The 25,735-nt window shown below is 71.7% G+C and carries 27 protein-coding genes; 12 read left to right on the top strand and 15 right to left on the bottom strand.

Annotation, left to right across the window (positions count from 1 at the left end; translation table 11 throughout):
* The first annotated feature begins 64 nt into the window (after positions 1 to 64).
* Positions 65 to 1,507, top strand: a complete 1,443-nt coding sequence (locus OO62_RS27745) for an amidohydrolase family protein (RefSeq protein ID WP_397787759.1) — start codon at positions 65 to 67, stop codon at positions 1,505 to 1,507.
* A 199-nt stretch (positions 1,508 to 1,706) separates the two neighbouring features.
* On the opposite strand, the gene OO62_RS27740 is transcribed toward OO62_RS27745, so the two are convergent.
* Entirely contained in the window at positions 1,707 to 3,272 is a 1,566-nt protein-coding gene (locus OO62_RS27740; RefSeq protein WP_051733659.1) for an MFS transporter, read from the bottom strand.
* Positions 3,247 to 4,038, bottom strand: coding sequence for a GntR family transcriptional regulator (locus OO62_RS27735; protein ID WP_228332497.1), 792 nt, complete (start codon positions 4,036 to 4,038; stop codon positions 3,247 to 3,249). The genes OO62_RS27740 and OO62_RS27735 overlap by 26 nt, the downstream gene beginning before the upstream one ends.
* Before the next feature lie 205 nt (positions 4,039 to 4,243).
* Between OO62_RS27735 and OO62_RS27730 the strand changes: the two genes are divergently transcribed.
* From OO62_RS27730 to OO62_RS41585, 4 genes are all read left to right on the top strand, one after another.
* A complete protein-coding gene (locus tag OO62_RS27730; RefSeq protein WP_033270348.1) occupies positions 4,244 to 4,750 on the top strand; it encodes an Lrp/AsnC family transcriptional regulator in 507 nt (168 codons plus the stop codon).
* 169 nt (positions 4,751 to 4,919) lie between these two features.
* Positions 4,920 to 5,732, top strand: coding sequence for a dimethylargininase (gene ddaH, locus OO62_RS27725; protein WP_033270347.1), 813 nt, complete (start codon positions 4,920 to 4,922; stop codon positions 5,730 to 5,732).
* Positions 5,729 to 6,964 carry an ornithine--oxo-acid transaminase gene (gene rocD, locus OO62_RS27720; RefSeq protein WP_033270346.1) on the top strand — a complete coding sequence of 412 codons (1,236 nt, stop codon included), beginning with the start codon at positions 5,729 to 5,731 and terminating at the stop codon, positions 6,962 to 6,964. The genes ddaH and rocD overlap by 4 nt, the downstream gene beginning before the upstream one ends.
* Before the next feature lie 323 nt (positions 6,965 to 7,287).
* The gene (locus tag OO62_RS41585) at positions 7,288 to 7,815 is read left to right on the top strand and encodes a phospholipase (RefSeq protein ID WP_228332496.1); all 528 of its coding nucleotides are present in this window, start codon (positions 7,288 to 7,290) and stop codon (positions 7,813 to 7,815) included.
* A 61-nt stretch (positions 7,816 to 7,876) separates the two neighbouring features.
* Here the strand turns inward: OO62_RS41585 and OO62_RS27710 are convergent, their stop codons facing one another.
* Positions 7,877 to 8,452: a TetR/AcrR family transcriptional regulator gene (locus OO62_RS27710; protein ID WP_033270345.1), complete on the bottom strand. Its 576-nt coding sequence runs from the start codon at positions 8,450 to 8,452 to the stop codon at positions 7,877 to 7,879.
* 104 nt (positions 8,453 to 8,556) lie between these two features.
* Here OO62_RS27710 and OO62_RS27705 point away from each other — a divergent pair, with 104 nt between their 5' ends.
* The 3 genes from OO62_RS27705 (at position 8,557) to OO62_RS37125 (ending at position 11,277) form a co-directional block, all read left to right on the top strand.
* Positions 8,557 to 9,015, top strand: a complete 459-nt coding sequence (locus OO62_RS27705) for a nuclear transport factor 2 family protein (protein ID WP_033270344.1) — start codon at positions 8,557 to 8,559, stop codon at positions 9,013 to 9,015.
* Positions 9,016 to 9,132: 117 nt separating this feature from the next.
* The gene (locus OO62_RS27700) at positions 9,133 to 9,486 is read left to right on the top strand and encodes a peptidase inhibitor family I36 protein (RefSeq protein WP_033270343.1); all 354 of its coding nucleotides are present in this window, start codon (positions 9,133 to 9,135) and stop codon (positions 9,484 to 9,486) included.
* A gap of 240 nt (positions 9,487 to 9,726) precedes the next feature.
* Positions 9,727 to 11,277, top strand: a complete 1,551-nt coding sequence (locus OO62_RS37125) for an IPT/TIG domain-containing protein (protein ID WP_051733657.1) — start codon at positions 9,727 to 9,729, stop codon at positions 11,275 to 11,277.
* Between the two features lie 86 nt (positions 11,278 to 11,363).
* Here the strand turns inward: OO62_RS37125 and pdxR are convergent, their stop codons facing one another.
* Complete coding sequence (gene pdxR / locus OO62_RS27690) at positions 11,364 to 12,896, bottom strand: MocR-like pyridoxine biosynthesis transcription factor PdxR (protein ID WP_033270342.1); 1,533 nt, start codon at positions 12,894 to 12,896, stop codon at positions 11,364 to 11,366.
* 29 nt (positions 12,897 to 12,925) lie between these two features.
* Between pdxR and OO62_RS27685 the strand changes: the two genes are divergently transcribed.
* The gene (locus OO62_RS27685) at positions 12,926 to 13,756 is read left to right on the top strand and encodes a methyltransferase domain-containing protein (protein ID WP_033270341.1); all 831 of its coding nucleotides are present in this window, start codon (positions 12,926 to 12,928) and stop codon (positions 13,754 to 13,756) included.
* On the opposite strand, the gene OO62_RS27680 is transcribed toward OO62_RS27685, so the two are convergent.
* Genes OO62_RS27680 through OO62_RS27670 form a run of 3 tightly spaced genes read right to left on the bottom strand, consistent with a single transcriptional unit; the run spans position 13,746 to position 14,971 of the window.
* Positions 13,746 to 13,964, bottom strand: a complete 219-nt coding sequence (locus tag OO62_RS27680) for a DUF397 domain-containing protein (protein ID WP_033270340.1) — start codon at positions 13,962 to 13,964, stop codon at positions 13,746 to 13,748. The genes OO62_RS27685 and OO62_RS27680 overlap by 11 nt on opposite strands.
* 1 nt (position 13,965) lies before the next feature.
* On the bottom strand, positions 13,966 to 14,184 hold the full coding sequence (locus tag OO62_RS27675; protein WP_033270339.1) for a DUF397 domain-containing protein: 219 nt from the start codon (positions 14,182 to 14,184) through the stop codon (positions 13,966 to 13,968).
* Entirely contained in the window at positions 14,177 to 14,971 is a 795-nt protein-coding gene (locus OO62_RS27670) for a helix-turn-helix domain-containing protein (protein ID WP_033270338.1), read from the bottom strand. Before OO62_RS27670 ends, OO62_RS27675 begins: the two co-directional genes overlap by 8 nt.
* 151 nt (positions 14,972 to 15,122) lie before the next feature.
* Between OO62_RS27670 and OO62_RS38340 the strand changes: the two genes are divergently transcribed.
* From OO62_RS38340 to OO62_RS27660, 3 genes are all read left to right on the top strand, one after another.
* Positions 15,123 to 15,404, top strand: a complete 282-nt coding sequence (locus OO62_RS38340) for a hypothetical protein (RefSeq protein ID WP_078617380.1) — start codon at positions 15,123 to 15,125, stop codon at positions 15,402 to 15,404.
* Positions 15,401 to 15,757, top strand: a complete 357-nt coding sequence (locus tag OO62_RS27665; protein WP_051733656.1) for a hypothetical protein — start codon at positions 15,401 to 15,403, stop codon at positions 15,755 to 15,757. Before OO62_RS38340 ends, OO62_RS27665 begins: the two co-directional genes overlap by 4 nt.
* Before the next feature lie 183 nt (positions 15,758 to 15,940).
* Positions 15,941 to 17,299, top strand: coding sequence for an FG-GAP-like repeat-containing protein (locus OO62_RS27660; protein WP_033270337.1), 1,359 nt, complete (start codon positions 15,941 to 15,943; stop codon positions 17,297 to 17,299).
* A gap of 78 nt (positions 17,300 to 17,377) precedes the next feature.
* Here the strand turns inward: OO62_RS27660 and OO62_RS27655 are convergent, their stop codons facing one another.
* From OO62_RS27655 to OO62_RS27620, 8 genes are all read right to left on the bottom strand, one after another.
* Entirely contained in the window at positions 17,378 to 18,247 is an 870-nt protein-coding gene (locus OO62_RS27655) for an AraC family transcriptional regulator (RefSeq protein ID WP_033270336.1), read from the bottom strand.
* A gap of 112 nt (positions 18,248 to 18,359) precedes the next feature.
* The gene (locus OO62_RS27650; RefSeq protein ID WP_033270335.1) at positions 18,360 to 19,502 is read right to left on the bottom strand and encodes an acyl-CoA dehydrogenase family protein; all 1,143 of its coding nucleotides are present in this window, start codon (positions 19,500 to 19,502) and stop codon (positions 18,360 to 18,362) included.
* Positions 19,503 to 19,506: 4 nt separating this feature from the next.
* Complete coding sequence (locus OO62_RS27645) at positions 19,507 to 20,499, bottom strand: diiron oxygenase (protein ID WP_051733655.1); 993 nt, start codon at positions 20,497 to 20,499, stop codon at positions 19,507 to 19,509.
* Positions 20,480 to 21,301, bottom strand: a complete 822-nt coding sequence (locus tag OO62_RS27640) for an aminotransferase class IV (RefSeq protein WP_051733654.1) — start codon at positions 21,299 to 21,301, stop codon at positions 20,480 to 20,482. Before OO62_RS27640 ends, OO62_RS27645 begins: the two co-directional genes overlap by 20 nt.
* Positions 21,298 to 23,385, bottom strand: coding sequence for an aminodeoxychorismate synthase component I (gene pabB / locus OO62_RS27635; RefSeq protein ID WP_033270334.1), 2,088 nt, complete (start codon positions 23,383 to 23,385; stop codon positions 21,298 to 21,300). Before pabB ends, OO62_RS27640 begins: the two co-directional genes overlap by 4 nt.
* A gap of 29 nt (positions 23,386 to 23,414) precedes the next feature.
* Positions 23,415 to 23,843, bottom strand: a complete 429-nt coding sequence (locus tag OO62_RS27630; RefSeq protein ID WP_033270333.1) for a MaoC/PaaZ C-terminal domain-containing protein — start codon at positions 23,841 to 23,843, stop codon at positions 23,415 to 23,417.
* The gene (locus OO62_RS27625) at positions 23,840 to 24,310 is read right to left on the bottom strand and encodes an FAS1-like dehydratase domain-containing protein (protein ID WP_033270332.1); all 471 of its coding nucleotides are present in this window, start codon (positions 24,308 to 24,310) and stop codon (positions 23,840 to 23,842) included. The genes OO62_RS27630 and OO62_RS27625 overlap by 4 nt, the downstream gene beginning before the upstream one ends.
* 416 nt (positions 24,311 to 24,726) lie before the next feature.
* On the bottom strand, positions 24,727 to 25,623 hold the full coding sequence (locus OO62_RS27620) for a helix-turn-helix transcriptional regulator (protein WP_051733653.1): 897 nt from the start codon (positions 25,621 to 25,623) through the stop codon (positions 24,727 to 24,729).
* Positions 25,624 to 25,735: the final 112 nt, after the last annotated feature.

The raw sequence follows: 25,735 nt of genomic DNA, 5'->3' as shown, positions 1-25,735 counted from the left end.
CCACCCCGGGGACGGTCCAGCAAGAGGTACACACGTACCGCAGTACGGGAAGCAGGCGAGCGGGTTGGCGAACGAACAGCACAGCGGCTTCGGACGGCGCGGGTTTCTGGCCGGCGTGGGCGGATTCGTCGGCGCCTCGGGCGTCGGTTCCCCCGGCACCGCCGCGGCCGACACCCCCCACAAGGGGCCGCGGCCCACGGACTTCCACGGCAGCCGGCACCTGCTGGTCCCCGAGCTGCTGCTCCTGCCGGACGGGCCGGCCCGCGGCCGGGCGGTGCTGGTGGACGGCGGGAAGTTCCGCGCCGTCGGCCCCGCGGAACAGCTCATCGCCGCCCACCGGGACCTGCGACCGGTCCGCCTGGACGGCCATCTGCTGATGCCCGGCTTCGTCGACGCCCATCACCATCTGACCCAGAGCTTCGGCAAGGCGCAGTCCTTCGGCCAGCCGTCGGAGATCTTCAAAACGGTGTGGGAGCCGCTGGAACACGCACTGGACGAGGAGAGCGCCTACGTCTCGGCGAAACTGGCCGCGCTGGAGGCGCTGCGCGGCGGCTTCACCACCGTCGCCGATGCCGGCACCCGGGCCCCCGTCGACGTCCGGGCGCTCGCGAAGGGCACCGAGGAAGCCGGGATCCGCTGCGTCCTGGGCAAGATCGTCTCGTCCGGCACCGGCGGCCCGGAGCACCTGGGGCGCTGGGAGGGGCATCCGCTGGTCCACCCCTCGCTGGCCATCGCCGTCCCCGAGGACGCGTCCGCCGACGTCATCAGGAAGACCGCCGACCTGTGCGCCGAGGCCGGTGCGGTGCTCCAGGTCCACGTCAACGAACATCTGGCGTCCGTGGAACGCTCGTTGAAGAGCACCGGCCGCCGCCCGCTGGAGTATCTGCACCACATCGGCGCCCTCGGCCCGCACACCCTGGGCGCGCACGCCACCCTGCTCACCCCCTCCGAGACCCGGCTGCTGGCCGACTCCGGTGCCGCCATCAGCTACAACCCGGTCGCCAGCGCCTGGAAGGGCAACGGCGTGGCGCACGCGACCCTGCTCGCCGCGATGGGCGTGCGCTTCGGCATGGGCACCGACGGCACCCGCGGCGACGGCTTCCGGATGATCGACGCCGGGGAGACCGCCCAGCGGCTGGCGTACGGGATGGCGGCGGGCGACTCGGTGTGCGGAGCCGGGCGGACGTGGCTGGAGCACGCGACGTCGGGCAGCGCCGACGCGCTCGGCCTGGGCGGGGTGACCGGTGAGATCGCGGCCGGCAAGGCCGCCGACTTCCTCGTCGTGAACCTCGAAGTCCCCGAGCTGACGCCCTCCTACGACCTGCGCTGGGAACTCGTCCGGCTGGCGAACCGCGACCAGATCGCCGCGGTCGTCGTCGGCGGGAAGCTCCGCCTGTGGCACGGCTGGCCGACGGACTGGGACGGCCCGGCACTGGTGGCCCGGGCCGCGAAGCTGGGCCCGGAGGTCGTCCGCCGGGCGAAGCTGCAGCGGGTGGAGCCGGTGTAGGGCGGGGTCTCGCGGGGCGGCCGGGGGGGGCCCGCCTAGGGGGTGTCTCCCCGATCTCCGTGGATCAGCCTGCGGCGTCTGGTGCCGTGCATCGCAAGGCGGAGCGTCGCCCTCGGACTGGGTGTCCGTGGGTGATGCGACAACGCCGCGAGGTGCGGTGCCAGGCGTCGCAGGCCCACGGAGATCGGGGAGACACCCCCTAGCGCCGCGGACGGCCGGGGGCGGGGTCCGGTGCCGGGCGCCGACGCCCGGCACCACCGCTGCGTGACCGGTCCGACGGGATCCACCGGGCGACGATCAGCGCCACGACGGTGACCGCCGCGGCCAGCGTCAGGGTCGCGGTGTGCAGCCCGGCGGTGAACGCGTCGACCACCGCCGCGTGCATCCGCGGGCCGGAGCTACGGGCCTCGGCCGCCGCCACCGTCGTCGGCCGGCCGCGGCCGGACAGCGCCACGGGCAGGCGGGCGGTGAAGACCGCGGTGGTCAGGGTGCCGGTCACGGCGATGCCCAGCGCGCTGCCCACCTCCCTCGCCAGGCTCTGCAGCCCGGACCCGGCCCCGGCCCGCTCGGGCGGCAGCGCCGCCATCATGGCGTGCGAGAGCAGCGGGGTGGTGATACCGCAGCCGAGCGCGGTCAGCCCGGCCCCCAGGGCGTACCACGCGTAGGGGGTGTGCGCGTCGGCGCCGGAGACCGTGCCGAGCCCGGCGGCCTGTACCAGCATCCCCGTCACGACCGTGCCCCGCCGCCCGCACCGCCGCTCCAGCAGCAGCCCGCAGCGCGGGCCGGTCAACAGCGCCGCGGCCATCGGCAACAGCCGCAGTCCCGCGCCGAACGGGCCGTGGCCCTTGGCGTACTGGAGGTACTGGCCGTTGAGGTAGAAGAGCCCGAACATGCCGGTGAACAGGGCGGCCATGCCCAGCGCGCCCGCGCGCACGGCGGGCCGGGCGAACAGCCGGGGGTCCAGCAGCGGCCGGTCGGCGCGCAGTTCGCAGCGCACCCACCCGGTCAGCAGCAGCGCCGCGGCGGCGAGCGACCCGAGCGCAGCCGGGCTCCGCCACCCCTCCTCCGGGCCGCGGACCAGCCCGTACAGCAGGGTCAGGAAGCCCCCGGTGAGCAGCGCGCTGCCGAGCGGCGCGACCGGCCGCGGGTGCCGGGCGCCGGCCGGTGCGACCACCCCGGCCAGGACCAGCGCCGCCAGCGCCGGCGGCACCGCACACCCGAACAGGGTCCGCCAGCCGCCGTACTCGACGGCCGCCCCGCCGCCGACGTTGCCCAGCACCGCGGCGAGCCCGGTCATCGACGCCCACACCGCGACCGCCCGCCGCCGCGACCGCTCGTCGCGCCCTTCCACCAGCAGCGCGAGCGTGGTGGGCAGCACCGCGGCGGCCCCCGCCCCGCTGATCATCCGCCCCGCGATCAGCACCCCGGCACCGGGCGCCAGCGCGCAGACCGCACAGCCGGCGGTGAAGACCCCCATGCCGCACAGCAGCACGCCCTTGCGGCCCCACCGGTCGGCGAGCGCACCGGCCGGCACCAGCAGACAGGCGAAGACGACGACATAGCCGTCCACGATCCAGATCACCGCCTGCGCGGAGGGGTGCAGCGCGCTCGCCGCCAGCGCGGGCAGGGCGAGGTTGACGGCCGAGACCATGCCGATGACCAGGGTGACGCACAGGCACATCGCGAGGGTCAGCGCGCCGCGCGGCGCTCCCCGTACCGCGGCGGCCGCACCAACTCCCTTACGTGACAGGGAGGTCGGCAACATGCCGGGCGGCCCGGTCGAGGGTGGCGTGCAGGGTCAGCCGGTCCCCGCGCAGATGGATGAACTCCAGGTCGGCGGGGCGGCCGTCGGCGAGCCGGGTGAGGCGCTCGACGGCGAGGACCGCGCCGCCCTCGGGCATCGCGAGCACCGCGCAGGTCGCCGGGTCGGCCACCACGGCCTGGACGGACACCTCCGCCCGGCCCAGTGGCGCGCCCGCCACCTGCTCGATCAGGTCGAAGACGTCCTGCCGTTCCAGCGTCTCCCGCCCGCGCGCCAGCAGTGGCTCCCCGACCTCCTGGATGAGGTACGTGCAGTCCAGGGACAGCGGCAGTCCGTCCACCCGCCGCAGCCGCTCCAGATAGACGGCCGGGGTGCCCTCCGCCAGGCCCAGCCGCCGGGCGACCGTCAGCGGTGGCCGTACGCTGCGCGCCTCCCGCACCTCGTTGACGACGGTGCCGTGCCGTTGCAGCACCTCGGCCAGCCCGGACAGTTCGCCGAGCGGGTGCTGATAGGCCCGGCCGACGACGACCGTGCCCACGCCCCGCCGCCGCGCCACCAGCCCCTCGTCGCGGAGCAGCCCGAGCGCCTCCCGCACGGTGTTGCGCGAGGTGCCGAACTCGGCGACCAGGGCCCGTTCGTCCGGCAGCACCCCGTCCGCGAAGGCCCCGCGCAGCACCTGCCCGCGCAGCACGTTCGCCACCCGCCGGGCCCGGTCCGCCCGGGTGAGCCCGTCGCCGGCCCCGTCGTCCCTCACCGTCGCATGCTGCACGGCCCGGCCTCCTCACCTTCGCCAGCGGGACACCGACGCTAGGCGAGCGGTGTTGCGGCGACGTTACGCCACCCCCTGTGACCTGCATAGATGCCTGAACTGGGGGTTTGGCGGGCGGGGTGGGGGATACGCCACCGCCGGGCCGGCTACCGCTACCGTGAGGCGACCGCGACGCCAGCGGCACCTGGATGGAACGGGAGGTCCAGTGACCCACAAGGCCGTGCCCTTCGACGAGCTCGACCGCAAGATCGTCAAGGCCCTGATCGACAACGGCCGGGCGAGCTTCGCGGAGATCGGGGCGTCCGTCGGACTGTCGTCGACCGCGGTCAAACGGCGGGTGGACCGGCTGCGGGAAACCAACGTCATCACCGGCTTCACCGCGACCGTCCGGCCGGCCGCGCTGGGCTGGCTGACCGAGGCGTACGTCGAGGTGTACTGCGACAGCGCGGCGCCGCCCCGGCGGCTGGCCGAGGTGGTGCGCAACCACCCGGAGATCGCCGCCGCGATGACCGTCACCGGGGGCGCGGACGCGCTGCTGCACGTGCGGGCGACCGACGTCGAGCACTTCGAAGAGGTGCTGGAGCGGATCAGGGCGGAGCCGTTCATCCGCAAGACGATCAGTTACATGGTGCTGTCCCACCTGCTGCCGGAGAGCCCGGAGGCGGGCGGCCGGGGGACCGCGGCCGGAAACGGCGCAGGAAAGCAGCGTTGACCTGCACTTCTCCGCAGTATTCGTGCGCCACTGAGCAGCGTTTGTTTCTTGTGGCCGGAATGCGTCCTTCCTACCGTTGAGGCACCGCGGGTGACGACCGGTGACAGCTGGTCACCCCGCATGTCCTCAGAGGAACGTGTCCTCACATGGAAGCGGAGGGGGTACTCCTGTGCCGACGAGTCGAGTGGCGAGTCCACGGCGTTATCTGGTCTGCGAGCCCAGGCACTTCGAGGTGCGCTACGCCATCAATCCGTGGATGCGGGCGGAGGTGCCGGTCGACACGGCACGCGCGGCCCGGCAGTGGTCCACGCTGATCGACACCTACCGCGCCCACGGGCACGCGGTGGAGTCCGTGCCGCCGGTCCCCGGCCTGCCGGACATGGTCTTCGCGGCGAACTGCGCGGTGGTGATGCGCGGCCGGGTCTTCGGCTCGCTGTTCCACGCGCCGGAGCGGCGGCCGGAGTCCACCGCGTACGAGACGTGGTTCAAGGCCGCCGGGTTCGACGTCTACCGGCCGGAGTCGGTGTGCGAGGGCGAGGGCGACCTGGTCCCGGCGGGCCGCTTCCTGCTGGCCGGCACCGGCTTCCGTACGGCGCGGGCCGCGCACCACGAGGCGCAGGAGTTCTTCGGCGTCCCGACCATCGGCCTCCAGCTGGTGGACCCGCACTTCTACCACCTCGACACCGCGCTGTTCGCCCTCGACGAGGAGAACGTGGCGTACTTCCCCGACGCGTTCTCGCCCGGGTGCCGTGAGGTGCTCGCGCGGCTGTTCCCCGACGCGGTGCTCGCGACCCGCGAGGACGCCATGGCGTTCGGCCTCAACTCGGTCTCCGACGGCCGGCACGTCTTCATCGCCCCGCAGGCCACCGGCCTGATCGACCAGCTCACCGACCGCGGCTATGTCCCCGTCCCCGTCGACCTCTCGGAGTTCCACAAGGCCGGCGGCGGCATCAAGTGCTGCACCCAGGAGATCCGCTCATGACTGCTCCCACCCGTACCGCCGTCGTCGGCGCGCCCCGCTCGTCCGCCGAGCTGATCCAGGCCGAGGCCCCGGTCCTGGCGCACAACTACCACCCGCTGCCGGTGGTCGTGGCGCGCGCCGAGGGCGTCTGGGTCGAGGACGTCGAGGGGCGCCGCTACCTCGACATGCTGGCCGGCTACTCGGCCCTCAACTTCGGCCACCGGCACCCGGACCTGATCGAGGCCGCACACCGCCAGCTCGACCAGCTGACCCTGACCTCGCGCGCCTTCCACAACGACCGGCTCGCCGGATTCGCCGAGGGCCTGGCCGCGCTGACCGGCCTGGACATGGTGCTGCCGATGAACACCGGGGCCGAGGCGGTCGAGAGCGGCATCAAGGTGGCCCGCAAGTGGGCGTACGACGTCAAGGGCGTCCCCGCGGACAAGGCGACGATCGTGGTGGCCGGCGGCAACTTCCACGGCCGTACGACGACCATCGTCGGCTTCTCCGACGACGACACCGCCCGCGTCGGCTTCGGCCCGTTCGCCCCCGGCTTCCGCACCGTCCCCTACAACGACCTCGCCGCGCTCGAAGCGGCCGTGGACGAGACCACCGCCGCGGTGCTGATCGAGCCCATCCAGGGCGAGGCGGGCGTGCTGATCCCCGACGACGGCTACCTCACCGGCGTCCGCGAACTGACCCGCCGCGCCGGCTGCCTGTTCATCGCCGACGAGATCCAGTCCGGGCTGGGCCGCACCGGCACGACCCTGGCCGTCGAGCACGAGTCCGTCGTCCCCGACGTGCTCCTCCTCGGCAAGGCGCTGGGCGACGGCATCGTCCCGGTCTCCGCGGTCGTCGCCCGGCGCGACGTCCTGGGCGTGCTCGGCCCCGGCCAGCACGGCTCCACGTTCGGCGGCAACCCGCTGGCGGCGGCGGTCGGTTCGGCCGTCATCGACCTGCTGGCCACCGGGGAGTTCCAGCGCCGGGCGGCCGAGCGGGGCGAGCAGTTGCGCGCCGGCCTGGCCGCGCTGACCGGCAAGGGCGTGACCGGTTTCCGGGCCCGCGGCCTGTGGGCCGGCGTGGACGTCGATCCCGCCCTCGGCACCGGCCGGGAGATCAGCGAACGCCTCCTCAAGGAAGGCGTGCTGGTCAAGGACACCCACGGCTCGACGATCCGGCTCGCCCCGCCGCTGACCATCACCGACGAGGAACTGGCCTCGGCGCTGGCCTCCTTGGAGCGGGTGCTGGGCTGAGCACTCCGACGTCGTGGCAGGCGAGTGGGCCGGAGAAGGCTCACTCGCCTCTTCGTTTCCCCATGAGGAGCAATTCATTCCGCATTCTCGGCGGAATTCTCGCGTCCGGATCTTTTCTTCCTTTGACCTGTCGATGAATTGATGGCGTGTTAATCTTCGGGCGCGGTCAGTTCGGGGGAAGAACGCACGGACGCACTTTCACTTTCACGTGGGTGCCTTGCTGTGCCCTGACCACCTTTCTCCGGCCGGCCGCGTAACGCTTCCGGGACGATCGCGCCCGGAAGCTCCCGAGAATGGGGGAATTACACGTGAAGAAAGTCGGCATGTCCTTGGCCGGCGCCGCACTGAGCGGCGTACTCGCGCTCTCCGCGGCCACCCCGGCGCTCGCCGGCCCCGCGCACCCGGACGGCTCCACGGTGCGCACGTCCTCTGCCACGGCTGACCACCAGGCGGCGGCGATCAGCAAGGCACAGAAGCTCAAGCGGCTGAACCAGCTGACCGAGAAGTACGCAATGCCGCTGTGGGAGAACACCCGCGTCAAGTGGCAGGACGGGCACGACGCGTACCGCTTCGACTGGGGCACCGACGGCTGTTCCCACGTCAGCGACAACCCCGGCGGTTTCCACTTCTGGGAGTCCTGCGCCCGGCACGATTTCGGTTACCGCAATTACAAGAAGATGCATGAATTCACCCGTGCGCACAAGAAGCGGGTGGACGACTCCTTCCTCGAGGACATGCAGAACCAGTGCAAGAGGCAGTGGGGTCCGTACACCGAATTGCAGCGCAAGGGCTGCCTGAAGGTCGCCAAGAAGTACTACGAGGCGGTCCGCACCCTGGGCCACCTCCAGTAACACCCCGGAAGTAACCCCGAGGCCGGCGGACGACCGGCCCGGATCCGGCGGCGGCGGCGCGTCACGCCTCGCGTGCGCCCGCCGCCGCCAGCAGGCTCCCCGCGGCGGTACGGGCGTGCCGGGCGGCCGCGGGGTCGCCGGTGAGCGCCGCGGTGGTGATCGCCCCGTCGACGAGCAGCGCCAACTGACCCGCCACCGCGTCCGGTCCGTCCACCGGCAGCGCACGCACGAGCCCGGTCAGATAGGCCAGCAGGGCCCGCTTGTGCTCCCGGGCGACGCGGCCGACCCCGTCCGAGGTCGCCCCCAGCTCCCCGAAGGAGTTGAGGAAGGCGCAGCCGCGGAAGTCCGGCTCCGCGAACCAGTCGTGCAGCCAGTCGAAGACCGCGAGCGGCCGCTCCCCGGGCCCCCCGGCGCGCCCCTCGACGTACTCCGCGAGCGCGGCCCGCCACCGCGTGTCCCGCCGCCGCAGATACGCCTCGACGAGGTCGCCCTTGGCGGGAAAGCACTGGTAGAGGCGCTTGAGCGAGACCCCGGCGGCGGTGCGCAGCTCGTCCATGCCGACGGCCTGTACCCCGCGCCCGTAGAACAGCCGCTCCGCGGCGTCGAGTATCCGCGTGCGGGCTTCTTCCTGATCCATGACTCCCCGACGGTTTCGGCCTTGCGCGAGAACGATCGTTCTCTACACTAGCCGAAGCAGCGGAGAACGCTCGTTCTCCCTCGTACGGAGACAAGGACCCCGCCATGGCACCCCGCCCGCCCCTCCCCCCGTTCGACGAGCCGAGCGCGCTCCGGAAGGTGCAGGCCGCCGAGGACGCGTGGAACACCCGCGATCCGGAGAAGGTGGCGCTCGCCTACACCGAGGACTCGGTCTGGCGGAACCGCGACACCTTCCTCACCGGCCGCGACGAGATCGTCGCCTTTCTGCGCCGTAAGTGGGCCCGCGAGCTGGACTACGCCCTCCGCAAGGAACTCTGGTCGTACAGCGGCAACCGCATCGCGGTGCGCTTCCAGTACGAGAGCCATGACGCCGGCGGCCAGTGGTGGCGCAGCTACGGCAACGAGCTGTGGGAGTTCGACGACCAGGGCCTGATGCGCCGCCGCGAGGCCGGCATCCACGACGTGGCGATCACGGAGGCGGAGCGCCGTATCTTCGGCCCGCGCCCGGAAGCCGAGAAGGGCCACCCGCTGCCGTTCCGCTGACGCGCTCCCGGTCCGCCCGCCGTGGCAGGCCGTCCCCCGGGGCTGACGGCGCGGCTCCGGCGAACGCTTCACCCGCCGCGGCCGCACGTCAACGCGCCGCATCCCTGGGGGATTTCTGTGCGTTCCATCCAGCACATAGCGCGCTCGACCGGCGTGCTGGCCGCGGCCGGATGTCTCGGCCTGGCCGTGATGACGAGCCCCGCGCACGCCGCGAGCGGCGGCTGCGCGAGGAACTACGCCTGCGTCTGGTCGAAGCCGCACTACCAGGGCAAGTCCGGGAAGCTGCACGTCAAGCCGGGCACCTGCTACAACAGCCGCTCCGAGCCGGCCCGTTCGATCAACAACAACACCCCGTACCTGCTCACCCTCTACGCGAAGCCGAACTGCAAGGGGAAGTCCTTCGCGCTCAGCTGGGGAAAGAAGTGGGACGCCTTCCCCTTCGGCGTCATGAGCTTCAAGGCCATCGGGTGAGGTAGCCGGGCCGGCGCGCGGCGGAGGTTTCGGTCTCCCCGCGCGCGGGAACGGAAACAGCGACCGAACCAATGGGCTGCCCATCCCTCCTCGGGGATGCGCAGCCTGTCGTGTTTTTGTGACGTGTGGTCTGTGGGTGCGGTGCCCCGGAGCGGGATCTCTGTACCTGTGCCGATGCCCGCGTGAGGGCTTGGCGGCATGGGGTGCAGCGGCCGGGCGGCCCCATCGAAGGGGCCCCACATGAATACGATCCTTCAGTCACCGACGCCGGAGCTGCTGCAGGCAGCCACGCTCCCCGGCCAGGCGGCGCAGGTGAGCCAGGCGGCAGCCCCGGCGCACCTCTTCCTGGCCGTCACATCGGTCCCCGTCGGCAACAACCCGGTCGGGCTGGCGACCGCCCCCAACAACAACCTCTACGTCGCCAACTCCGGGTCGGCCAACGTGTCGGTGATCGACACGACCACGGACGCCGTGATCGGCGGCCCGATCGGCGTCGGCGGTACGCCGGTCTGGCTGACGGTCGCCCCCAACGGCAACGCCTACGTCCCCAACAGCGGGTCGAACACGGTGTCGGTGATCGACACCGCCACCAACACCGTCGTCGGCGGCCCGATCCCCGTCGGCAACCAGCCGGCCGTGGTGGCGGCCGTCCCCGGCGGACGCGTCTACGTCACCAACTTCGCCGCGAACACCGTGACGGTGATCGACACCACCACCAACACCGTCGTCGGCGGCCCGATCGCCGTCGGCGCCCAGCCGGTCGGGATCGCGGTCGCCCCCAACGGCAACGCCTACGTCTGCAACCGGGGATCGAACACCGTGACGGTGATCAACACCGCCAGCAATACCGTCGTCGGCGGCCCGATCCCCGTCGGCGCCCAGCCGAACTTCGTGGCGATCGCCCCCAACGGCAACGCCTACGTCGCCAACATCGGGTCGAACAGCGTGACGGTGATCAACACCATCAGCAACACCGTCGTCGGTGCCGCGATCCCCGTCGGCAACCAGCCGTGGGGCATCGCGGTCGGCGCCGACGGGATGGCCTATACGGCCAACCGGGCGGCGAACAGCGTGACGGTGATCGACACCGCCACCAACACCGTCGTCGGCGCTCCGATCCCCGTCGGCGCCGGACCGATCGCCGTGGCGGTCGCCGTCAACAACAAGGTCTACGTCAGCAACATCAACGCGAGCAGCGTCAGCGTCATCCAGTTCGACCCGACGCTGACCGGCATCACCCCCAACCAAGGGCCCATCGCGGGCGGCACGGTCGTGACGATCACCGGCACCAACCTGACCGGGGCGAGCGTCGACATCGGCGGCAACCCCGCCACCGGGGTGAGCGTCAACGCCACCGGTACGCAGCTCACCGCGATCACTCCTCCCGGAGTGGCCGGTCCCGCGGACGTCGCCGTCACCACGCCGGGCGGCAGCGCCACGCTGGTGGGCGGCTTCACCTACGTGCTCCCCGTCCACGCCACCTCGCTGGCCGCGACCCCGGCGCTGTCGAAGCTGTTCCCGCCGCACGTGTACTTCCCGTTCCTGACGGCCACGCTGACCGACACGGTCACCGGTCTGCCCGTGCCCGGCCAGACCATCGTGTTCCATGTCGGCGGCAACATCACGGGCACCGGCATCACCGATGCCCAGGGCACCGCCCGGCTGAACGAGACGCTGCTCCTGTCCCTCATCCTCGCCAACGGCGGCTATGACGTCTCCTTCGCCGGCGCGACCACCCCGACGGCCATCCTGCCCCCGTCCAGCGCCCACGCAGGAGTCATCGAGCCCTGATCCCGGCCGGTCACCCGCCGGAAGACCCGGCGAAACCTCCGGGCACGCCACGCCCACGTGCCCGGTTCGGCCCGAGCGCCGCCGGTTCACCGAGGTGGCACCCCACTGGCCAGCGCCTCGCCCAGGACGCCCACGCCCTCCGCGATCTCCCCCGGCGAGCGCGCCGCATAGCCGAGCACCAGGCCCTGGCGGTACGGGCGTTGGGCGTGCCAGGACAGCGGATGGACCTTGACGCCCCGTGCGAGGGCGGCCGCGGCCAGCTCCGTGTCGGCCCCCGGCCCGGCCTCGTCCCCGAAGGTGATCGTCAGGTGCAGCCCCGCCGCGGCGCCGTGCACCGTCGCGCCCGGCAGACGGTCGGCGATCGCCGCGATCATGGCGTCCCGGCGGCGCCGATGCCGCCTCCGCAGCAACCGCAGCCCGCGCTCCAGCTCACCGGACTCCATCAGCCGGGCCAGCACCAACTGGGGCAGCACGGCGTTGCCGAGGTCCGCGAACCGCTTGGCGTCCACGAACGCCTCCCGGTACGCAGCCGGCGCCAGCAGCCAGCCCACCCGTAGCGCGGGTGCCAGCAGCTTGGAGACGCTGCCCGCGTAACAGACCTGCTCGGGCAGGAGGGAGCGCAGGGCGGGCACCGGCGCCCGGTCGTAGCGGTGCTCGGCGTCGTAGTCGTCCTCGACGATCAGACCGCCCTCCGCCGCCCAGCCCATCAGCTCCCGGCGCCGTCCGCCGCCGAGCACCACTCCGGTGGGGAACTGGTGCGCCGGGGTGAGCAGCACCGCCCGCGCCCCGCTCGCCCGCAGCGCCTCGACACGTATCCCCTCCTCGTCGACCGGCACCGGCGGGGTCGCGACCCCCCAGTGGGCGAGATGCTGCCGCACGCCGAGCGAGCCGGGGTCCTCCACCGCGACCGCGCCGATGCCGTCGCGGGAGAACACCTGGGCGATCAGCCCGAGCGCCTGCGCCGTACCGGAGACGATCAGCACCTCGTCCGGGTGCGCCCTGAGCCCGCGGTAACGAGCCAGCCAGTTGGCGACCGCCCGCCGCAGCGCGGGGGTGCCGCGCGGGTCCCCGTACCCGAACCCGGCCGCCGGGAGATCCGCGAGCACCGCCCGCTCGGCCCGCAGCCAGGCGGCGCGCGGGAACGCGGCCAGATCCGGCACCCCGGGAGAGAGGTCGATCCGGGCGGGCGCGGCCCGCAGCGCGTCGAAGACGTCCGCACCGGGCACCGCCCCGAACGCCACAGCGGTGGAATGCCCCGGCGCCTTCTCCGGCCTCTCCTCCCCCACGGCCGGCACGGGCGCGGCCACCACGACCGTGCCGCCCCGCCCCCGCCCGGCCAACTGCCCGTCCTCGCCCAGCCGCCGGTACGCCTCGGTGACCACCCCGCGGGAAACCCGTAGCTCGGCGGCGAGCACCCGGGTCGCGGGCAGCTTGCTCCCCACCGGCAGCCGGCCGTCCGCGATCGCCCGCCGCAACTGCCCGGCCAGCCAGTCGGCGCGCCCGCCCGCCGGCGCGTCCCCCATGTCCAGCTGCAGGAAGTCCGACGCGCCGCCCGCGGTGGCCTCGGCCGGGTCCGCACTTATGGACCTTTCGAAGCACTCTTCATTGGACCTGTGCATCGGTCCATTGTCCGCGGCAGGCTGAACCCATGCCCAGCCCCACCGCGACGCCCAACCCCACCTACGTACACGGCTATTCGCCCCGCGAGGCACACCGCCTCGGCGACCAGGCCGACACCCTCGCCGCGCTGCTGCACGCCGGTACGGCGTACCCGGCCGGCAGCCGGGTACTGGAGGTCGGCTGCGGCGTCGGCGCGCAGACCGTCCACCTGGCCCACAGCAGTCCCGGGGCGCGGATCACCGCCGTCGACCTGTCCGAGGAGTCACTCACCCAGGCCCGCGCCCATGTCGCCGCCCAGGCCCCCGCGGCCGACGTCACCTGGCGCCGCGCCGACCTGCACCAACTGCCGTATCCCGATGGTCACTTCGACCACCTCTTCGCCTGTTTCGTCCTGGAACACCTACGGGACCCGGCACAGGCCCTGACCGAACTCCGCCGCGTGCTGCGCCCCGGTGGCACCCTCACGGCGATCGAGGGAGACCACGGCTCGGCCCTCTTCCACCCGGACAGCCGCCACGCCCACGAGGTCATCGCCCACCAGGTGCACCTCCAGTCGGCGGCCGGCGGCAACGCTCTGCTGGGACGGGAGTTGCAGCCCCTCCTCACCGACGCCGGCTTCCGCGACGTAGCGGTGCAGCCGCGTACCGTCTACGCCGACGCCACCCGCCCGGCACTCGTCGACGGCTTCACCCGCAAGACCTTCATCGCCATGATCGAGTCCGTACGCGACGAGGCCCTGCGCACCGGCCTGACAACACCCGCCGCCTGGAACCGCGGCCTCGCCGACCTGCGCCGCACCGCGGAGCCCGGCGGCACCTTCCACTACACATTCTTCAAGGCGACGGCGATCAGACCGTAGGCGAGTCCTTGACGGCCCCGATGAACGCCCGCCAGGCAGCGACCGGGAAGACGACCGCCGGACCGTGCGGGTCCTTGGAGTCCCGGACGGGGACGCCGGCGGGGTGACCGTCCAAGACCTCCAGACAGCTGCCCCCTTCGGCCCCGCTGTACGACGACTTGCGCCACCCGGTCCGCGCTAAAGCCCGCGGAACGACTCGCTCAGCCATGTCACGCCGCCTCCCGCTCCTTGACAGCCGTAACGAAGCAGGCCCAGGCCGCGGCCGGAAACACGAGCGCCGGGCCATGCGGATTCTTGGAATCACGGACAGGGACACCGGCCGGGTGACCGTCCAGGACCTCAACGCATTCCGAGCCTTCGTTGTCGCTGTACGAGGACTTGCGCCAGCCGCTCAGAGTGGCGGCGTTCGGAATGCTGTACTCAGTCATGGTGTCCGTATTCCTTCGCTGTTGCCCTCATGAGGGCCAGGGACTCCGTCAACGGCAAGGCATCACTCAATGCCAGATCGTAGACGTCCTCAAGCCGTTGGACCACGGTCGGGGAGTCGTGCAGCTTGCCTACGGACAGACCCTCCGTATACGCAGCCGGAGGCTGATCCTCGAACCGCATCAGCTTCATCAAGCCCATCATGAGCGGATGGGCCCCCAGGCCGAGCGGCAATACATGAACACGGACCCGACCGCTCTCGACCAGTCGCATGAGGTGCGCGATCTGTCCCGCCATGACGGCCGGGCCACCCACCGGGCGGCGTAACACCGCCTCGTCCAGCAGCACCCACAGCACAGGCGTCACAGGGTCAGTAAGGATCTTCGCTCGCTCAAGCCGTGTGACGACGAGCCGGTCACATTCTTCTTCGCTCCACGGTGGAAAGGCCGTGCGCATCACCGCATGCGCATACCGTTTCGTCTGGAAGAGCCCAGGCACGAGGGACGAGGCGAACTCGCGGATGGTCGTGGCCTGTTGTTCAAGCTTCAAGGCATCCGCGAAGCGATCGGCCACCGTCGTGTCATCCCGCGGCAGAAAACTACTCAGCACATTCCCCGTATCCAGCGCCTTGTCCAGCCGTCGCGCGTCCTCCTTCGACGGGATCCGGCGCCCCGCCTCGATGTGCGCGATGTGCGAGCGGGTCATCACCGCCGCGTCGGCCAATTGCTGCTGCGTCAGGCCCGCCGCTTCCCGTTGTTCGCGGAGCCAGTCCCCGTACGTACTGCCCATGCCCCAACCCCCTTGTGCGAAAAGACTCGTCACACTCTGAGTACTGGCGAGACTACTCGTCGTCACTGACATTGATGGTTGTACGCAAAGACCCCCGCGACCGCTAGCGACGGCCCGGGGGCATGGCCACCAACCCCCAGAGGTTGACGACATGAGCAAACCTATCGCCCGGCTCCGCGAGGCGCTGCTGCGTCTGCTGTTTCCCGCCAGGGGGCGCCACCGTGCGCCCGCCGGTGCGCCGGCCACCGCGGCGGTGTACGTCGCGCCGGTCCGCGTACCCGTGTGGCGAGGGCCCGAGGTCCCGTTACGCGGGGAGGACGCGGACCTCGTCCGGCCCTACCTGCTGACGCCCGAAGAGCGACGGGAGCGCTGGGAACAACGTAGGCGGCAGACGCGGCCCGCGCGACGCCGGACGCTGGTGATCGCGCGATGACCTACGACCCCGACAACCCCCAGCTGCCCGGTTCCGCGCTGCGGCTGCTGCCGTGGGCGACGCCATCCGGAAAGCCGTGCTTCCTGAGTACCGACAATGCGTACGGCTTCCTCTCCCTGAAGGCCGATGCGATGGAGGCGGAGCAGATGCGCGACGCCGCCGCCGTACTCGCCGACGCGGAGGAGGTGTTGGACGACCCGGCGGCCGGGCCGCTGACCCTGCGGGTGACGCTGAAGCGGACCAGCGCGGCCCTCGGTGACGTGCTGCGCGTCGCGGACAGCCGGGGCGGGCGGCTGCCCGCCCCGGACGGCCCGGACGGCCCGGACGGCCCGGACGACGGAGAGCACGCATGAATGTCGTGGGGCATGCGCTCATCCCGGCCGGCTCGTCCCGCTTCGTCCCCGGCCCGTATATTCCCTCCGCTCCCCCTGCAACCTTCCGCCCTTGCCCGCTGTCTCCTGTTCATCAACCGACCCGTGTCCCGGAGGTATCGCCCGGCGCACGGGCGGTCGCACGGAACATCGGAGAGAACTTTCATGCGCATTCGCCCCGCAGCCTGCGCGGCGCTCCTCGTGGCGGCCCTCGTCCCCGTCTTCACGGCCCCCTCAGCGAACGCGGCCGCTGCGAAGTACGCGGACGACTTCAACGGCGACGGCTATCGCGACTACGCCACCTACTCGCCCGGGCACAGCCCGGGCGGCGGCGTCCTGATCACCTTCGGCACCGCCAACGGACCCGGCTCCCGGACCCAGGTGATCGACCAGTCCAGCCCCGGTGTCCCCGGTGCCGACGAGGAGGGTGACCTCTTCGGCGGTGTCATGGCCCCCGCCGACTTCAACGCCGACGGATACGCGGACCTGGCGGTGACGGCGTACGGCGAGGACGTCAACGGGTTCACGGAACAGGGCTCCGTCACCATCCTGTGGGGAAGTGCGGGCGGCCTCTCCGGCGGCACCTCGATCCCCAATATGGGCGCCAAGCGGTCCAACGGCCACTTCGGCCGGGACCTCGCCGCCGGAGACTTCAACGGGGACGGCAAGAAGGACCTCGCTGCGATCAGCGCGGGCAAGACGTACGTCTACCGCGGCTCCCTCACCCGTTCCGGCGTGGCCGGTTCGGTCTCCACCCTCGACAAGTCCTCGTCGAGCTTCGAGTCCGGGTCCCTGGTCGCCGGCAACATGAACGGCGACTCCAAGACCGATCTGGTGATCGTCGGACTCGTCGACGAACCGGACAACTTCGGCACGGACGCCTGGTTCATCAAGGGCGGCTCCACGCTGACCTCGGGCAAGACCCTGCGCCTGGTCACGAACTACGCCGACCTCTTCGACGACCAAGGGGTGATCGCCGACTTCAACAAGGACGGCTACGGCGACCTCGCGGTCGGTACCCAGATGTACGGCAACAACAAGGGCGCGGTGTCGGTCTGGTACGGCTCCTCCACCGGGCCCGCCACCAGTGCCCGCATCACCCAGGCCACCAGCGGCGTGGCCGGCACGCCCGAGACCGATGACCGGTTCGGCTCCTCCGTCTCGGCCTCCGACGTCAACGGCGACGGCTACCAGGACCTGGCGATCGGTGCGTACGGAGAGAAGATCAACGACCAGAACACCGAGGGCGGAGTCCACGTCCTGCGCGGCAGCGCGCGCGGCATCACCGGCACCGGCTCCCAGTGGTTCGCCCGCAACACCGCCGGCGTGCCGGGCTCCGTGGCATGGAACGACTGCTTCGGCGACACGGTCCGCCTCCGTGACACCGACCGTGACGGTCACGCCGACCTGTTCGTCACCGGCATCGTCGACGGCTCACTCCGCCTCCCCGGCACGTCGTCCGGCATCACCACGTCAGGTGTCTCCTCGGTGAACACGGAACTCGTCGAGGGCATGCTCCAGTAGGAGCCCCTTCATCCGGCTTCCAGGCGGGCGGTCCCGCCCGCCTGGAGGCCCGCGCCCACGCCGTGTTCCGGCGGTCCCTCAGGCCGCCGCCGTCCGCTCCACCGGGATCCACAGCTGCGTGTCCGCCTCCGTCCAGTCCGGCGAGGGCCGGGTGGAGAGGATCTCCGGGCCCGGCCGGCTCACGTACGGGTTGGAGGGGAACCACTGGGTGTACACGTCGCGCCACGTGTTCTGGAGCGTCTCGGGGAACGCCCCGCTGTTCTCGAAGACGGCCCACGTACCCGCGGGGACGACGCGGACGTCGAGGTCTCCAGGGGCCTCGGCGTCCGTCACCACCGCGTGGTAGTAGTCGAGTTCGGTGCCTTCCTCGCGGCTGGCGGAGAGGTGCTCGGTCACCGAGACGATGCCGGCCGGCTCCTGGTCGGACAGGCTCGTGATGCGCTGCACGGTGTCCGGCCCGAGGTCCTTGATGAACGCGGCGATGGCCGGGTTCACCCCCTCGTGGACCAGCGGGACACGGGTCTTCCTGCCGACGATGCGGAACGTGTCCTTCTCCACGATCCGGTAGCGCATGGTGGTGCTCCCTTCGACGATGAGGCGGAAGGACATCCGTGGCTGGGAGTGCAGAGCGGCCCCGGTGCGCCGGGCCTCACCGGGGCCGACACCGTGCACCGCACGGAACGCACGCGCGAACGCCTCCCCCGACGTGTAGCCGTAGCGCACCGCGATATCCAGCAGCGTCCGCTCGTCCGCCAGCACCTCGGCACCCGCGACGGTCAGCCGCCGGCGGCGGATGTACTCCGACAGCGGGAGGCCCGCCAGCGCGGAGAACATCCGCCGGAAGTGGTACTCCGACGTCCTCGCGATCCGCGCCAGTTCGCCGGCCTCGATCCGTTCGTCGAGGTGGCCCTCGATGTGCTCCATGGCGCGGTTCAGCTGCTCCAGCACCCCGGCCTCCTTCCTTCTGACGCGACAACCGTAGGAAGGAGCCACCCTGCCGGACCCGACATCCTGTGCCCGCTCCGGTCGGGTGCCACGGCCGGGTACGACCGGCCGTCGCTCAGGCCGCCGTGCCCACCACGCTCCGGGCGATGATCAGCCGCATGATCTCGTTGGTGCCCTCCAGGATCTGGTGGACGCGGAGGTCGCGGACGATCTTCTCCAGGCCGTACTCGGCGAGGTAGCCGTAGCCGCCGTGCAGCTGGAGGGCCTGGTTGGCGACGTGGAAGCCGGCGTCGGTGACGAAACGCTTGGCCATGGCGCACAGCTCGACGGCGCGCGGGTCGCCGGCGTCCAGGGCGGCGGCGGCCTGCCAGAGCATGGTCTTGGCCGCCTCCAGTTCCGTTGCCATGTCGGCCAGTTGGAACTGGAGGGCCTGGCGGTGGACCAGTTTGTCGCCGAACGCCTCACGCTGGCTGAGGTGGCTGATGCTGCGGTCGAGGGCGGTGCGGGCGCCGCCGAGCGAGCAGGCGGCGATGTTCAGCCGGCCGCCGTTCAGACCGTGCATGGCGATCTTGAAGCCCTCGCCCTCCTGGCCGAGGCGGTGGGTGACGGGGACCCGGACCCCGTCGAGGATCACCTGCCGGGTGGGCTGGGCGTTCCAGCCCATCTTGCGTTCGTTGGGGCCGAAGGACAGCCCCGGGGTGTCCTTGTCGATCAGGAGGGCGGTGATGCCCCGGGACCCGGCCTCATGGGTGCGCACCATCACCAGGTAGACCTGGGAGGACGCGGCGCCGGAGATGAACTGCTTGACGCCGGTGACGACGTAGCTGTCACCGTCCCGTACGGCGCGGGTGCGCAGCGCGGCAGCGTCCGACCCGGCCTCCGGTTCGGTCAGGCAGTAGCTGGCGAGGTGCTCCATGGAGCACAGCAGCGGCAGCCACCGGTCGCGCTGGGCGGCGGTGCCGTAGGTGTCGATCATCCAGGCGACCATGTTGTGGATCGAGATGTACGCCGAGATGGTCGGGCAGCCGGTGGCCAGCGCCTCGAAGACGAGCGCGGAATCCATCCGGGTCAGCCCCGAACCCCCGCTCTCCTCACGGACGTTGACGCCGCCCATGCCGATCTCGGCGGCCTTGCGGAGCACGTCCACCGGGAAGTGCTTCTCGCGGTCCCACTCGGCGGCGTCGGGGGCCAGGTACTCGTCGGCGAAGTCCCGCGCCGCACGCCGGATCGCCTGCTGGTCGTCGGTCAGGGTGTACACGCCGTCAGCTCCTTCGCGCGGGGGTGGTGGCCGGTATGGCCAGGGCGGGGCCGAGGTCCTCGGAGAGTCCCAGGTCGGCGAGGAGGGACTGGAGGGGGCCGGTGTCCCTGGGGGCGGCCGGGCGACCGGCGGCCGCGTCGCGCAGCTCGTCGGCGGTGACGGCCATCCCGCCGGTGGCGGCCACCCCGACCCAGGGGTCGAAGTCGGGCGCCCGGAAGGCGTCCAGGCCCTGGACCAGCGCGTCCTTGAACAGTTCGCGCTCGTCCGGGGAGAGTGCGCCGTAGAGGGAGACGGCCAGTTCGCGGAAGACCACGGCGTGGCCGCTCTCGTCGCGGCGGTGCAGATCGACGGTGAGGCGGTTCATCGGCTGGATGCCGAACTCGGTGGAGATGGTGGAGAGGAACGCGTTGATGGTGGTCTCCGCGGCCAGCGCGAAGGCGATCTCCACCAGGTCGCGGGCCGGGCCGGTCAGCTCGCGGCGGCGCTCCTCCAGGGCGCGCACCACCGACCAGCCCTGCGGGTCGAAGGCGAGGTCGGCCAGCTCGCGGCGGCGCCGGGTGACCGAGGCCGCGTTCTGGCACATCAGGATGTGGTAGTGCTCGTCGATGATCGTCTGGTGCAGTGCGACGACGGCCGCCTCGTCCTTGCGTACCGGGATGCGGTCCTGAAGCATCAGCCGGCAGGCGGGCAGGATGACCTCGTCCTCGATCGCGGTGGTCTTGGCGTTGTACGCGATCCAGGAGGCGGAGAGGATCCGGCCCCGGGCCTCCGCGTCCAGCGGTGCGGCGCCGGGCAGGGCCAGCAGCGGCACCAAGTGGTCGGGGAAGTCCGGCAGTTCGGGATCGAAGTGGCCGTCGAGGTCGAGTTCGTCCTTCTTGACGGCGACCCGCTTGCCCCAGCGCCTGGTGAGCTGGTGCAGCAGATCACGTTCGAAGGCCGGCGGCGGGCCGGATCTGCCGCCGGGGGCGACCGGTGCGCTAACGGGTGTGCTGGACATGGTCGGGCGTCCTAGTGGAGAGGGCGGAAGGGGCGGGCTGCGCCAGGCGGCTCAGATGGCCGCGCCAGCGCGGAGCGCGGATCGCCGGTCCGGCGCTGACCTGCGCGGATGTCCATTGCGTGACGGGCCGGATGCCGTGCAGGGCGTTGACCGCCCAGACTTCGAGGCCGTCGAGTGCGCGCGGCGTGGGGGTTTCGCGGGCGGTGCGGATGCCCTGGGCGGCGGCGATGCCGAGGAGCAGCTCGCGGGTGACGGAGGCGAGCCGGCGGGGCGTGTCGGGCGGGGTGCACAGGACGTCGTCCCGCCACCACAGGAGGCTGGTGGTCGCGCCCTCCACGAGGCGCCCGGCGGCGTCGAGGAGCAGCGCCTCGTCGGCGCCTGCGGCCAGTGCCTCGTTGCGCAGCGCGGTGAGCCGGTCGAGGTCGAGGCCCTTGATGTCGGGGCGGCTGCGGCGGTCGGGGCCCTCGGCCGTCCACAACCGTACGCTCTCGCCGAGGGCGGGCGCGGGGCGTATCCACAGGTGGAGGCGTAATTCCCGGTTGTCCACAGCGAGTTCGACGCGCGGGAACCAGGTGCCGGTCGCCGGGAGCCGTTCCGCCACCGCCTGGAAGAAGGCGTGCACCTGTGGGCCCGGCGGTCCGCCGAGCGCCTCGCAGGCCGCGGCGAACCGGCGCAGGTGCAGCGGGAGCCCGCGCACCCGGCCCTCGGCGCACAGCCAGGAGTCGATGGCGTGGACGGTGCCGGGCGGGCCGGCGGGGACCAGGGCGCCCTGCGCGTCGTCCCAGCGGAGCCGTTCGCTCATCGTCCGGCCTGCCAGGCGCGCAGCGGGGCGGCGGCCTTGAGGAGCATCTCCTCGTACTCGTCCTGGGGGTCGGAGTCGAGGACGATGGCGCCGCCCGCGCCGATGGTCAGCTCCTCGCCGTTGCGGACCGCGGTGCGGATCACGATGTTGAGGTCGGTGCCGCCGGAGAGGCCGAAGTAGCCGAGCGAGCCGGAGTAGATGCCCCGGGCCTCGGTCTCCAGGCGGTCGATGATCTCCATGGTGCGCAGCTTGGGCGCGCCGGTCATCGAGCCGCCGGGGAAGCAGTGGCGTACGCAGTCGACGGCGCTGACGGAGGGGCCGAGGTGGCCCTGGATGGTGGAGACGAGCTGGTGGACGGTGGCGTAGGACTCGATGGCCATGTAGCGGTCGACCTTCACGCTGCCGATCTCGCAGACCTGCCCGAGGTCGTTGCGCAGCAGGTCCACGATCATCAGGTTCTCGGCCTGGGTCTTGGCGCCGGCGGCCAGTTCCTCGGCGAGCTGCCGGTCGCGTACGGGGTCGGCGTCGCGCGGTGCGGTGCCCTTGATGGGCTTGCTCTCGACGGTGCCGTCGCGCTCGATGCGCAGGAACCGCTCGGGCGAGGAGCTGAAGACGGTGGTGCCGCCCAGGCGCAGCAGCGCGGAGTAGGGGGCGGGGTTGGCGCGCCGCAGCCGGCGGTAGAAGGCCAGGTCGGCGGCGGCGGTGGCGTCGACGGGCGGCATCCGCAGCTTGTCGGTCAGGCAGATCTCGTAGCTCTCGCCGCGGACCAGCTGGCGCCGGCACTCGTCGATGTCGGCGAGGTAGCCCGCCCGGTCGCGGACGAGGTACGGGGCCGCGTCGGGGGCCGGGTCGGCGGGCTGCCGGCTGCCCGCGTCGTCGTCGGGGAGGGGCTCCAGGGCGGTCAGGCGCTCCGCCGTCGCCTCGACCCACTCCTTGGCGGCGATGGTCTGCTGCTCGTCGTCGGTGTGCACGGCGAGTACGTAGGTGCGCTGTTCCTGGTGGTCGACGGCGATCAGCCGGTCGGCGAACATCCAGACGGCGTCCGGGGTGTCCGCGGCGTGCCGCCGGGACGCGCCGCAGTCGGCCTTGAGTTCGTAGCCGAAGTAGCCGACGTAGCCGCCGGTGAGGTCGAAGGGAAGGTCGGGGGCGTCGAGGCGGCGCTGCTTGAGGCGGGCGTCCAGGACCTCGAAGATCGAGCCGCTCTCCAGGCGGAGTCCGCCCGCGTCCTGCACCTTCACCGCGCCGGCGGACAGCCGGTAGGTGAGGATCTCGCTGAGCGGGCCGGTGGCGTCGCCCAGGAAGGAGAAGCGGGACAGGCCCTCCTCGACGCGGCTGCTGTCGAGCCAGAAGCAGTGGGGGGCGTCGGCGTGCAGCCGGGCGAAGGCGGCTTCGGTGTCGACGGCCTGCGGCAGGACGGTGGTGATCAGCTGGTGGGTGGGCGCGCCGGCCGGGCGCCGGCCGGCCGGGCGGGCGGTCGCGCGGGCGGTGTGCCGGGCCTCGTCGCGTACGCCGTGGGTGAGGTCGCGGAAGTTGGTGAGGATCTCCCGGCCGTATTCCGAGGCGATGGACTCGGGGTGGAACTGCACGCCCCAGCGCGGGAGGTCGCGGTGGCGCAGCGCCATGATCACGCCGTCGTCGGCGCGCGCGGTGACCTCCAGCTCCGGCGGCAGCGGCTCGTCGACGCACAGCGAGTGGTAACGCACGGCGGTGAATTCCGCGGGGACGGAGGCGAAGAGGGCGTCGCCGTCGTGGGTGACCCTGGCGAGGTGGCCGTGGCGGGGCCGCGGGGCGGGGACCACGGCGGCGCCGGCGGCGTGCGCGATGGCCTGGTGGCCGAGGCAGACGCCGAGGACCGGCAGATCGGTGTGGCGCAGCAGGTCGGGCACGTATCCGAGGTCGCGGGACTCCTGCGGGCGGCCCGGGCCCGGGGAGATGACGATGTTGTCGAATCCGCCCTGGCGGAGGGTCTTCAGCATCGGGGTGTCGTTGGTGACCACGACCGGGTCGACGCCGTTGACCTCGGCTATGAGCTGGAAGAGGTTGAAGGTGTAGGAATCGTGGTTGTCGACGAGCAGTGTGCGCATGGGTGAGCTCCTTGGGGTCTCGGGGGCATTCACGCGAGTTGCACTACCGCGCGTACGGTGGCCAATTCCTCTTCCTGCGGGGATACCGCGGTCAATTCGACCACGACTCGCCGGTCCGCCAGTTTCTCGGTCACGGTTCCGTGGATGCGGTAGCGGGCACCCACGCCGTCGTCGGGTATGAGGACCGGCTTGTGGAATCGGGCGTGCTGGGCCACGACGGAACCGGGATCCCCGGTCCATTCGTGCACGAGGCTGAGCGCTTTTGCCTCGGTCAGCGGGCCGTGGGCGACGATGTGATCCATTCCCACGGAGCGCGCGACGCGCGGGTTCCAGTGGACACCGACGAAGTCGAGAGAGGCGCCGCAGTACATGATTTCGTTGACCGGCAGGAGCTGGAATTCCTGGGCGGCCAGCTGCATTCCGACCGGGACGTTGTCGTAATCGACCTGGGTAGTCATGACCGCTGCTCCTTCGGTGCCGCGGAATTGCGGGAAATCATCTGGTCGACGACGGTGCAGACGGGTTCCCCGTCCTCCGAGGTCACCTGGTGTTCCATCTCGAAGAGTTCGTGCCGGCCGATGTCGCGGATGTCGCGGACGGTGGTGGTGAACCACAGCCGGTCGCCGGCGTGGATCCGCCGGTGGTGGGTGACGCGCTGGTCACCGAGGACGCAGACCGGGTCCTTCTGCTTGCCGAACTCGGGTACCAGCATCGGCCAGTTGCCCATGCGGAACCACAGCGTGGTGGCGAAGGTGGGCGGTGCGATGACGGTCCGGTGGCCCTGCTTCACCGCGGCTTCCTCGTCCAGATAGACCGGGTGCGTCTCGCCGATCGCGACCGCGAAGTCGCGGAGTTTCTCGCGGCTTACCTCGTAGATTTCCGCGGCCCGCCAGCTGCGGCCGATGAATTCCCTGTTCAAGGGCATGTCGGGATTCCCCTCCGTATCTCAACAATGAATTTCCCGAAGGACGCGGGCGGCCGTGGTCGAGTGGCCGGAGCAGGCCGTCATGACCGTACGGCGCAGTCGGCTGCGCGCCTCAAGGGAAAGGGATCGCACCGGGCGCAGGCAGCGGAAGAGAGAACACGCTGGCGCCGGACGGTAAAAGAAGGTGAAAGGTGAACGACGGAATGCGCTAACAGCGCGTCAAGGCAGTCGACTACGCAATGCCATACCCCCCGGTGTGCATTCGTCGCGCGCCCTCGGTCGACATGGGCCGCGTGCCGCCAATAGAAGAGGGCTGGCTATCAGCCAGTCAAGCAAACGTGACGCAGGTCACTCCGCGTACTGGGGTATTGGGAATTCGTTGAGAATTCCATGACCCGGCGCACCGCGCGGGCCCGCTACGCTCCCGCGCGCGAGACGCTCAACTCGTCGACGGCGTCGGCCACTTCGGCGGCGTCCGGCACCTCGCCGGTCGCACACCGCTGGAGCGCGGGCAGCTTCCCGGACGTCTCCGCGTCGGCCGGCATGCACGCGAACAGCTTGACGCCGGGCGCGTCCATCGCCGCCAGCTTCACGTAGTCGAAGGTCAGCCGGCCGACCCAGGGGTGGCGGAACTGCCGGCGGTTGCTGCCGAAGTCCGCGATGTCGTGCGCCTCCCACCATCCGCGGAACTCCGCACTCGCCTCCCGCAGTCCGCCGGTGAGCCGCTCGAAGCGCGGATCCCCGAAGCGCGCCCGGGCGTCCGCCCGGAACTGGGCGACCAGATTCTGCGCCTGCCCCTCCCAGTCGACCATCAGCGTGCGCATGGCCGGATCCATGAACACCAGCCACAGCAGGTTGCGTTCGGCCGGCTCCAGCTGTCCCGGGTCACCGATCAGCCCCGCCTCGGCGCGGTTCCAGCCCACCAGGTCCCAGTTGGCGTCCAGCAGGTACGCGGGGTGCGGTTCGAGCGCGTCGACCAGCCGCTGGAGCGCGGGGCCCGGGCCGCGGCCCGGCGGCTGCTCCGGCAGCGGCACCCCGGCCAGCGCGAACAGGTGCCGGCGCTCGATCGAGCTGAGCATCAGGGCGCGCGCCAGGCTCGTGAGGACCTGCCGGCTGACGGTGATGTCGCGCGCCTGCTCCAGCCACGTGTACCAGGTCACGCTCACCCCGGAGAGCTGGGCGACCTCTTCGCGCCGCAGGCCGGGAGTGCGCCGCCGCGGTCCCGCGAGGATCCCCGCCTCCTCGGGTGTGAGCCGCTCCCGCCGCGAGCGCAGGAACTCCGCCAGGCAGCGCCGCCGTTGCTGGTCAGCCATCCGATACTCCCGTTCGCCGCGGATCGCGGGGTGTGCCGGCCGGGTCAGGGCCTCCGCACGTATATATGGGCGTAGCACGTATATGGGGGTAGTGGGAACACCAGCATAATCG

It is taken from the genome of Streptomyces lydicus (genome assembly GCF_000717345.1).
GTDB lineage: Bacteria > Actinomycetota > Actinomycetes > Streptomycetales > Streptomycetaceae > Streptomyces > Streptomyces lydicus.
This window is presented reverse-complemented; position numbering and strand designations above follow the sequence as displayed.

Excerpts from the sequence above, each read along its gene's own strand:
- OO62_RS27740 (WP_051733659.1), bottom strand. The coding sequence starts at position 3,272 with ATGTTGCCGACCTCCCTGTCACGTAAGGGAGTTGGTGCGGCCGCCGCG.
- rocD (WP_033270346.1), top strand. The coding sequence starts at position 5,729 with ATGACTGCTCCCACCCGTACCGCCGTCGTCGGCGCGCCCCGCTCGTCC.
- OO62_RS41585 (WP_228332496.1), top strand. The coding sequence starts at position 7,288 with ATGTCCTTGGCCGGCGCCGCACTGAGCGGCGTACTCGCGCTCTCCGCG.
- OO62_RS27710 (WP_033270345.1), bottom strand. The coding sequence starts at position 8,452 with ATGGATCAGGAAGAAGCCCGCACGCGGATACTCGACGCCGCGGAGCGG.
- OO62_RS27705 (WP_033270344.1), top strand. The coding sequence starts at position 8,557 with ATGGCACCCCGCCCGCCCCTCCCCCCGTTCGACGAGCCGAGCGCGCTC.
- OO62_RS37125 (WP_051733657.1), top strand. The coding sequence starts at position 9,727 with ATGAATACGATCCTTCAGTCACCGACGCCGGAGCTGCTGCAGGCAGCC.
- pdxR (WP_033270342.1), bottom strand. The coding sequence starts at position 12,896 with ATGCACAGGTCCAATGAAGAGTGCTTCGAAAGGTCCATAAGTGCGGAC.
- OO62_RS27685 (WP_033270341.1), top strand. The coding sequence starts at position 12,926 with ATGCCCAGCCCCACCGCGACGCCCAACCCCACCTACGTACACGGCTAT.
- OO62_RS27680 (WP_033270340.1), bottom strand. The coding sequence starts at position 13,964 with ATGGCTGAGCGAGTCGTTCCGCGGGCTTTAGCGCGGACCGGGTGGCGC.
- OO62_RS27675 (WP_033270339.1), bottom strand. The coding sequence starts at position 14,184 with ATGACTGAGTACAGCATTCCGAACGCCGCCACTCTGAGCGGCTGGCGC.
- OO62_RS27670 (WP_033270338.1), bottom strand. The coding sequence starts at position 14,971 with ATGGGCAGTACGTACGGGGACTGGCTCCGCGAACAACGGGAAGCGGCG.
- OO62_RS38340 (WP_078617380.1), top strand. The coding sequence starts at position 15,123 with ATGAGCAAACCTATCGCCCGGCTCCGCGAGGCGCTGCTGCGTCTGCTG.
- OO62_RS27665 (WP_051733656.1), top strand. The coding sequence starts at position 15,401 with ATGACCTACGACCCCGACAACCCCCAGCTGCCCGGTTCCGCGCTGCGG.
- OO62_RS27660 (WP_033270337.1), top strand. The coding sequence starts at position 15,941 with ATGCGCATTCGCCCCGCAGCCTGCGCGGCGCTCCTCGTGGCGGCCCTC.
- OO62_RS27645 (WP_051733655.1), bottom strand. The coding sequence starts at position 20,499 with ATGTCCAGCACACCCGTTAGCGCACCGGTCGCCCCCGGCGGCAGATCC.
- OO62_RS27640 (WP_051733654.1), bottom strand. The coding sequence starts at position 21,301 with ATGAGCGAACGGCTCCGCTGGGACGACGCGCAGGGCGCCCTGGTCCCC.
- pabB (WP_033270334.1), bottom strand. The coding sequence starts at position 23,385 with ATGCGCACACTGCTCGTCGACAACCACGATTCCTACACCTTCAACCTC.
- OO62_RS27630 (WP_033270333.1), bottom strand. The coding sequence starts at position 23,843 with ATGACTACCCAGGTCGATTACGACAACGTCCCGGTCGGAATGCAGCTG.
- OO62_RS27625 (WP_033270332.1), bottom strand. The coding sequence starts at position 24,310 with ATGCCCTTGAACAGGGAATTCATCGGCCGCAGCTGGCGGGCCGCGGAA.
- OO62_RS27620 (WP_051733653.1), bottom strand. The coding sequence starts at position 25,623 with ATGGCTGACCAGCAACGGCGGCGCTGCCTGGCGGAGTTCCTGCGCTCG.